The sequence below is a fragment of the Pseudarthrobacter sp. NKDBFgelt genome (assembly GCF_046097905.1).
Lineage (GTDB): Bacteria > Actinomycetota > Actinomycetes > Actinomycetales > Micrococcaceae > Arthrobacter > Arthrobacter polychromogenes.
The window spans coordinates 1-531 of record NZ_JBJURL010000214.1; the positions used below are offsets into that span (position 1 = coordinate 1).

Here is a 531-nt window from a genome sequence, read left to right on the forward strand (position 1 = left end):
GCCCTAGTGCAGCAACCGTCGCAGCGCCTCAGCTTCGTCGCGAAGCGAGTTGATGGCCGCCAGTAGGAAAAGGGCGCGGCGAAGATGGACCGCCCCATTGGAGCCCGCCCGTTGAGCGGCGGCGGCGGCGTCAACCTCCTGATTCAACAGGCTGACCCGTTCTTCGATATGGCTCTCGATCTCAGCGAGCTTGGCTTTGGCGGTCGCGTTCATCGCGACCAAAGAGCGGAGAGGCCCGGAGGGTTCCCTGTCGTGAGCGCACGAAAAAGCCCGGCGCGGGGCCGGGCTATATCGTAGGCCAGAGAGCCGCAATCGCGCGGCATGCGCTCTCTAGATCATTCATGCGCCTCACGTTCGCGGTCGGCGCGGCGAACACTTCCCCGTGCTGCACGTCTATGGACAAGCAAAGGCGGTTTGCCGGCGTCCGATCAGACTGGTTGTTCTGGTCGAGGAGCCGTCGAGCCAACGTCGCCACGTACAGACCCATCTCTCTCCGGCGAGCCAAAGCCGCATCTGTTTCGGCGTCGGATT

2 protein-coding genes are annotated in these 531 nt (G+C 63.8%); both read right to left on the reverse strand.

Translation table 11 applies throughout. The annotated features are described in order from the left end of the window. Positions 1–3 precede the first annotated feature (3 nt). Complete coding sequence (locus ACKAE7_RS21215) at positions 4–213, reverse strand: hypothetical protein (protein ID WP_408980252.1); 210 nt, start codon at positions 211–213, stop codon at positions 4–6. A gap of 73 nt (positions 214–286) precedes the next feature. Continuing rightward, on the reverse strand, positions 287–531 hold a 245-nt coding region (locus ACKAE7_RS21220; protein ID WP_408980253.1), incomplete at its 5' end, for a hypothetical protein.